Here is a 6,979-nt window from a genome sequence, read left to right on the forward strand (position 1 = left end):
CCGGGCGAAGCTGGCCTCGGCTGTCGAAGGAGGACTGGGGTGGGCGAGACGAAGACCCTGCTCAGGATCGGTGCGCTGGCGCTGATGTGGGGCTCGAGCTTCTTCTGGATCAAGCTGGGGCTGGGGATGTTTTCGCCGGTGCAGCTGGTGCTGGCGCGGCTGGTGCTCGGCGCCGCGATGCTGCTGGTGCTGTGCCGCCTGCAGCGGGCGCGGCTGCCGCGCGACCGCCGGACGTGGGGCCACCTGGCGGTCGCGGCGTTCTTCCACAACGCGCTGCCGTTCCTGCTGTTCGCGATCGGCGAGACGACGGTCGATTCGGGCATCACCGGCGTCCTGAACTCGACGACGCCGCTGTGGGTGCTGCTCGCGGCACCGCTGATGGGGACGTCGTCGCGGATGACGGGGACCCGGCTGGCGGGGCTGGTCGTGGGTCTCGGCGGGATCCTGCTGATCTTCGCGCCGTGGCAGGCGTCGGGGCTGTTGAGCTGGGGCGCCCTGGCGTGCCTCGCGGCGGCGGCGAGCTACGGCTTCGCGTTCGTCTACGAGGGCAAGTACCTGTCGTCCTCGACGTCTTCGCCGTATGCGATCTCGGCCGGGCAGATGCTCCTGGCCAGCGGGATGCTGGTTCTCGCGCTGCCGGCGGGCGGGTTCGCGCCGGTGCACGTGTCGACCGGGCCGCTGCTGGCGGTGCTGGTGCTGGGCATCGGCTCGACGGGGATCGCGTTCGCGCTGAACTACCAGCTGCTGGCGAGCGAGGGCGCGGTGGCGGCCTCGGTGGTCGGGTATCTGCTGCCGGTGGTTTCGGTGCTGCTCGGGGCGGTGTTCCTGGGCGAGCAGCTGCACCTGCGGGTGATCGCGGGGATGGTGGTCGTGCTCGGCGGCGTGGCGCTGACGCGGCTGCAGAAGCCGGAGCGAGTGGTCGCGGCCGGGCCCGGTGACCAGGCGGATGAGCTTGGTGACGACACCACCGGGCGTGCGTCGCGGCCGCTCGCTCCCCTCGCGGACTGACCCCTCAGACGAGACGGCGGTCGGAGGCCCAGCGGGAAAGCTCGTAGCGGTTCGAAAGCTGGGTCTTCCGCAGGACGCTCGAAACGTGCGTCTCCACCGTCTTCACCGAGATGAACAGCTCCGACGCGATCTCCTTGTACGCGTAACCCCGCGCCAGCAGACGCAGGACGTCGCGCTCGCGGGGCGTCAGCAGGTCCAGCTCTGGGTCGTTGATCGGCGCCGAACCCGGGCGGTCCGCGAACGCGTCCAGCACGAACCCGGCCAGGCGCGGCGAGAACACCGCGTCGCCGTCCGAGACGCGGACCACCGCTCGGACCAGTTCCTTCGACGAGATCGTCTTCGTCACGTAGCCGCGCGCGCCCGCCCGGATGACCGCGATGACGTCCTCCGCCGCATCGGACACCGACAGGGCCAGGAACACCACGTCCGGCAGCTCCGGGCGGACCCGGCGCAGGACCTCGGCGCCACCGCCGTCGGGCATGTGGACGTCGAGGAGCACCACCTGGGGCTTCGTGCGGGCGATGCCCGCCACCGCCTCCGCCACCGAACCGGCCTCGCCGACCACGCGCACCTCGTCGGTGATCGAGTCGAGCTCGGTGCGCACCCCCGCGCGGAACAGCGCGTGGTCGTCGACGAGGAACACCTTCACCGGTTCGCGCTGGGTGTCAGTCACGTCGTCGAGCATAGCCGCCTCACGCCGCTCCCTTGCCCGCTTTCACCGGCATGGCGAGCTGCACCTCGGTGCCCTCGCCCGGCGCCGTCCGGACCTTGCACGTGCCGCCGTGGCGGGTCATCCGGCCGCGGATCGAGTCGGCGAGGCCGTGGCGGTCGTCCGGGACGAGGTCGGGGTCGAAGCCCTTGCCGCGGTCGCGGACGAACACCGTCACCGACGTCGGCTCGACCTCGGCGTACACGCTCACCTCGTCCACGCCGGCGTGCTTGGCCGCGTTGACGATCGCCTCGCGCGCGGCCTGGACCAGCGCGACCAGGGATTCGTCCAGTTCGGCGTCGCCGACGACGACCTGGCCGACCGAGATCGCGAAGGTGTCCTCGACCTCGCCGCACGCCGTCGCGAGCGCTTCGGACAGCTGGCCGGTCGCTTCCTCGACCTTCTCGGCCGGCTTGCCGTAGCCGTTCGGGCCGTAGAGCCAGCCGCGCAGCTCGCGCTCCTGGCTGCGGGCCAGCCGGGCGACCTCGCGGGGCTGCTCGCTCTGCTTCTGGATCAGCGCGAGCGTCTGCAGCACGGAGTCGTGCAGGTGGGCGGCGATCTCGGCACGCTCGTCGGTGCGGATGCGGGCCTTGCGCTCGTCGGAGAGGTCGCGGACCAGCCGCAGCCAGAACGGCACGGTCAGCACGGCGACGCCGATCAGCGTGGCGAGGACCGCGATCAGCGCGAACTGGACCTGGTCCAGGGTGCCGCTGCGCAGCACGACGACGGTGATGCCGGTGATCACCAAAGCGACCCCGGCGACGATCCGGATGGCGGCCGACCAGCCGCCCCCACCGAGGAAGGCGCCCGCGAAGCCGTCCTTCGCCCCGACCCGCCAGCGGCGGCGCTGCGACTCGTCGGCCTCCCGCCAGACGACCGCGAGACCGATCATGGCGACGGCCAGTGGCACCGCGACCCAGCCGCTGATGAACCCGGTGAGCGTCCCGCTGGCGACGGCGAGGCCGACCCCCAGCGCGATCAGGCCGAACGCCTGCTGGCGTTCCTTCGGCTTCGGCGCGTCCGCGGCTTCCTCGGACTGCTGCTGGACGAACACCCAGAGGAGCCCGTAGGCGAGCAGCCCGGCGCCGTTGAGCGCGGCGAGCAGGGCGAACGCCGTCCGCACCCAGAGGACCGGCACCCCGAGGTGATCGGCGAGCCCACCGGCGACCCCGGCGATGGCCCGCCCGGACCGGCGCCGGAACATCTTGGGCGCGACCGGGCCGGTGGTGGTGATCGCCTGCTCGGCGGGAACGTGGTCGAGGGACTCCTGCACGCCGTCCATGGTCACACGCACGGGGAGGCGGTTCCATCCGGGAAACCCCTGATCCAGTGAGCCAGGGGAAACCTCAGGGACCATCCCGGATGTCCCGCCGACCCGGGTGCCGCATGCTTCTCGGTATGAGTGGTGCGAGTGAGAAGCCGGGGGTCCTGAACGGCTTCGAGGAAACCGTCAAGGACTTTTGGGTCAGCCGGCCCCGGCGGCCGCACGCCGGGCGGAAGGTGGCCGGGGTGGCCGCCGCCATCGGCTACCGGTACGGCATCGATCCCGTCGTCGTGCGGATCGCCCTCGTCGTCACGACGATCTTCGGCGGCTTCGGGATTCCCTTCTACCTGCTGGGGTGGCTGTTCCTGCCCGGCGAGAGCGACGAGGTCTCCGGCTTCGAGAGCCTGATCGGGCGCGGCCGGTCTTCGGTGTCGCCCGCGTTCGCCGTCGTGCTCATGGTCCTCGCCGTCGTCAGCGCCGGGGGCTCGATCACCGGGTCGTGGTTCGACGGCGGCGGGCTGATCAGCTGCGCGCTCATCGCCGCCGCTCTCTACCTGCTGCACCGCAGCCGCGGCCACCTGAACCGCCCCGCGCCGGTCGCCGCGCGGACGTCGTACCCGGCCTTCACCGGAAACGGAGCCTTCACCATGACCGACACCGCCGAGGCGCCCACGCCGGCGCGCGGCTGGGACCCCCTCGCCGCCGACCCGGCCGGCTGGGACCTCCCCGAGGCGACCCCGCCCGTCCAGGAGCCCACGCCGTCGCCGTCCTACCCGGCGCCGGACCGGCGACCGCGGTCGAAGGTCGGCTCGGCGACGTTCGCGCTCGCCGTGGTGACCGCCGGCGCCGGGGTGCTGGCCGGCCTGAACGGTGCCGGCTGGTTCGACGCGCAGCACATCGTCGGCCTGGTGCTCGGCGTGGTCGGGATCGGCCTGGTCGCCGGCGCGTTCGCCCGCGGCGGCCGTGGCCTGATCGGGCTCGCCATCCCGCTGGCCATCGCCGGCCTGGTCCTGACGACCTCGCCGTTCAAGAACTTCGACCTCCGCGGCGGCGTCGGCGACCTCACGCCGGTCCCGCACTCGCCGGCCGAGCTGCAGCCGCTCTACCAGCACGCGGCCGGCGACATCCGGCTCGACCTGACCGAGCTGCCCGAAGGGGCGCCGTACTCGACGACCGTGTCGAACGGCGCGGGCGACACCACGGTCATCGTGCCGGCGAACGCCGACGTCACCTTCGACTGCCACACCGGTGCAGGCGAGGCGACCTGCTTCGGCCGCTCGACCGACGGCATCAGCCAGGGCGCGCTGACCGGCACGGACAACGGCCCCGACGGCGTCGGCGGCCAGAAGATCACCCTGAAGGTTTCGAACAGCGTGGGCAACGTGGAGGTGCGGCGTGACTGACCAGAACCCTTACGCCTACGACAACCCGGCCGACACCCAGCCCGCGAAGCGCGGTGGCGTGGACGTCTTCACCCTGATCTTCGGGATCGCGACGCTGCTGGTGTCGGCGTACGTCCTCTCGGACGGCGCGAGCTGGCTGCCCTCGTTCGACTTCCGCTGGGTCATCGCCGGCGGTGCGGTGTTCGTGGGGCTGATGCTCCTCGGCGCGTCGTTCGGCAGCAAACGGCGGCGCTGACCCACCCCGAAAACCCTCGAGGCCCCGGATCCCACGCCGGGGCCTCGAGCCTTGTCTACAGTGGACTCATTCCCACTCGATGGTGCCCGGCGGCTTGGACGTCACGTCCAGCACCACCCGGTTGACCTCCGCGACCTCGTTGGTGATGCGCGTGGAGATCCGCTCCAGGACGTCGTAGGGCAGGCGCGTCCAGTCCGCGGTCATCGCGTCCTCCGACGACACCGGCCGCAGCACCACCGGGTGCCCGTAGGTCCGGCCGTCGCCCTGGACGCCGACGCTGCGGACGTCGGCCAGCAGCACCACCGGGCACTGCCAGATGCTGCGGTCCAGCCCGGCCGCCGTCAGCTCCTCGCGGGCGATCAGGTCGGCCGCGCGCAGGGTGTCCAGGCGCTCCTGGTCGACCGCGCCGATGATGCGGATGCCCAGGCCGGGGCCGGGGAACGGCTGGCGCTGCACGATGGTCTCGGGCAGGCCCAGCTCCGAGCCGACCCGGCGGACCTCGTCCTTGAACAGCAGCCGCAGCGGCTCGACCAGCTCGAACTCGAGGTCGTCCGGCAGGCCGCCGACGTTGTGGTGGCTCTTGATGTTCGCGGTGCCCTCGCCGCCGCCGGACTCGACGACGTCCGGGTACAGCGTGCCCTGGACCAGGAACTTGTAGTCGCCCTGGGCCTTGAGGTCGCGCTCGGCCTGCTCGAAGACGCGGATGAACTCGCGGCCGATGATCTTGCGCTTCTGCTCCGGGTCGGTGACGCCGGCGAGCGCGTCGAGGAACCGCTCGCGCGCGTCGACGGTCACCAGGTTGACGCCGGTGGCGGCGACGAAGTCGCGCTCGACCTGGGTGCGCTCCCCCGCCCGCAGCAGGCCGTGGTCGACGAACACGCAGGTCAGCCTGTCCCCGATGGCGCGCTGGACGAGCGCGGCCGCGACCGCGGAGTCGACGCCGCCGGACAGGCCGCAGATGGCCCGGCCGTCACCGATCTGGTCGCTGATCCGCCGGACCTGCTCCTCGACGATCGACGACGTCGTCCACTGCGGCTTGATGCCCGCGATGTCGTGCAGGAACCGGCGCAGCACCTCCTGGCCGTGCGGCGAGTGCGCGACCTCCGGGTGGTACTGGACGCCGGCGAAGCGGCGCTCGACGTCTTCGAAGCCGGCGACCGCGGCGCCGTCGGAGGACGCCGTGACGACCGCGCCCTCCGGGGCCTTGGTGACGCTGTCGTTGTGGCTCATCCAGGCGGGCTGGTGCGCGGGCAGGCCGGCGTGCAGGACACCGCCGTCGCCGGTGACGCGGACCTCGGTGCGGCCGAACTCGCGCACGCCGGTCGGCTCGACGACCCCGCCGAGCGCGCTGGCCAGCAGCTGGTGGCCGTAGCAGATGCCGAACATCGGGACGCCGGCTTCGGTGAGCTTCGGGTCCATGCCCGGCGCGCCTTCGGCGTACACGCTCGAAGGACCACCGGAAAGGATGATGGCCGCGGGGTTCTTCGCGAGGATCTCTTCGGTGGACGCGCTGTGCGGCACGACCTCCGAGTAGATCTGTGCCTCGCGGACGCGCCGGGCGATCAGCTGCGCGTACTGCGCCCCGAAGTCCACGACGAGAACCGGACCGGTGGGGTTGGGCACCTGGCGACCTCCTGGCGAGAAGCGGGATTCCCCACCATCGTCCCAGGTGGGCCCGGTCACCCGGGATTCAGGGCCGCCCCTGTCCTCGATCGGGCCTACGGTGCCCGGTATGGCTGTGAACTGGACCAAGGAACTGACCGACCAGCTCGACTTCCACTGGACGGTGCACACCCGCCCGAAGCTCGAGGGCCTCACCGACGACGAGTACCTCTGGGAGCCGGTCGCCGGCTGCTGGACCGTGCGGCCCCGCAAGTCGGACGACGAGCCCGGGACCGGCCCGTTCACCATCGACTGGGCCTACCCCGAGCCGACACCGCCGCCGGTCACGACGATCGCCTGGCGGCTCGGCCACATCCTGGTCGGCGTGCTCGGCGCGCGGATCGCGGCGCACTTCGGCGGCGAACCGATCGGCTACGACACCTACCCCTACCCCGGGACGGCCGCCGAGGCACTCGCCGAGCTCGAGAAGCTCTACGCACAGTGGGTCGCCGGGGTGCGATCGCTCGACGAGGAGGCCCTGGCCCGGCCGTGCGGACCGGCGGAAGGCCCGTACGCGAAGTACCCGATGGCCACGCTGGTGCTGCACATCCACCGCGAGATGATCCACCACTGCGCCGAGGTGCTCCTGCTGCGCGACCTCTACCGCAGCCGGTCGTGAGTGGTAAGGCGGGGTGGTAGGCGCACATCCAAACAAAAAGCCACACCGGTCGAGCGTAACAGCACACGACGCAACGCCA

At 71.9% G+C, this 6,979-nt stretch carries 7 protein-coding genes; 4 read left to right on the plus strand and 3 right to left on the minus strand.

Annotated elements, in window-relative coordinates:
- Positions 1-39 precede the first annotated feature (39 nt).
- Positions 40-1,008 carry a DMT family transporter gene (locus ACWEVN_RS15720; RefSeq protein WP_310967556.1) on the plus strand — a complete coding sequence of 323 codons (969 nt, stop codon included), beginning with the start codon at positions 40-42 and terminating at the stop codon, positions 1,006-1,008.
- Positions 1,009-1,012: 4 nt separating this feature from the next.
- On the opposite strand, the gene ACWEVN_RS15725 is transcribed toward ACWEVN_RS15720, so the two are convergent.
- Both ACWEVN_RS15725 and ACWEVN_RS15730 read right to left on the minus strand, forming a co-directional pair.
- Positions 1,013-1,693: a response regulator gene (locus tag ACWEVN_RS15725; protein ID WP_086672798.1), complete on the minus strand. Its 681-nt coding sequence runs from the start codon at positions 1,691-1,693 to the stop codon at positions 1,013-1,015.
- A 7-nt stretch (positions 1,694-1,700) separates the two neighbouring features.
- Positions 1,701-3,005 (minus strand): PspC domain-containing protein, encoded by a 1,305-nt coding sequence (locus ACWEVN_RS15730; protein WP_310968477.1) that lies wholly within the window; start codon positions 3,003-3,005, stop codon positions 1,701-1,703.
- A 110-nt stretch (positions 3,006-3,115) separates the two neighbouring features.
- Here ACWEVN_RS15730 and ACWEVN_RS15735 point away from each other — a divergent pair, with 110 nt between their 5' ends.
- Positions 3,116-4,384, plus strand: a complete 1,269-nt coding sequence (locus ACWEVN_RS15735; protein WP_452051699.1) for a PspC domain-containing protein — start codon at positions 3,116-3,118, stop codon at positions 4,382-4,384.
- Positions 4,377-4,619, plus strand: a complete 243-nt coding sequence (locus ACWEVN_RS15740) for a hypothetical protein (RefSeq protein ID WP_310967560.1) — start codon at positions 4,377-4,379, stop codon at positions 4,617-4,619. The genes ACWEVN_RS15735 and ACWEVN_RS15740 overlap by 8 nt, the downstream gene beginning before the upstream one ends.
- 66 nt (positions 4,620-4,685) lie before the next feature.
- Here the strand turns inward: ACWEVN_RS15740 and guaA are convergent, their stop codons facing one another.
- On the minus strand, positions 4,686-6,242 hold the full coding sequence (gene guaA / locus ACWEVN_RS15745) for a glutamine-hydrolyzing GMP synthase (RefSeq protein ID WP_449685131.1): 1,557 nt from the start codon (positions 6,240-6,242) through the stop codon (positions 4,686-4,688).
- A 109-nt stretch (positions 6,243-6,351) separates the two neighbouring features.
- On the opposite strand from guaA, the gene ACWEVN_RS15750 reads away from it, so the two are divergent.
- Positions 6,352-6,900, plus strand: a complete 549-nt coding sequence (locus tag ACWEVN_RS15750; protein ID WP_452051700.1) for a DinB family protein — start codon at positions 6,352-6,354, stop codon at positions 6,898-6,900.
- The last annotated feature ends 79 nt before the right edge of the window (positions 6,901-6,979 follow it).

It is taken from the genome of Amycolatopsis sp. NPDC003861, from assembly GCF_053605405.1.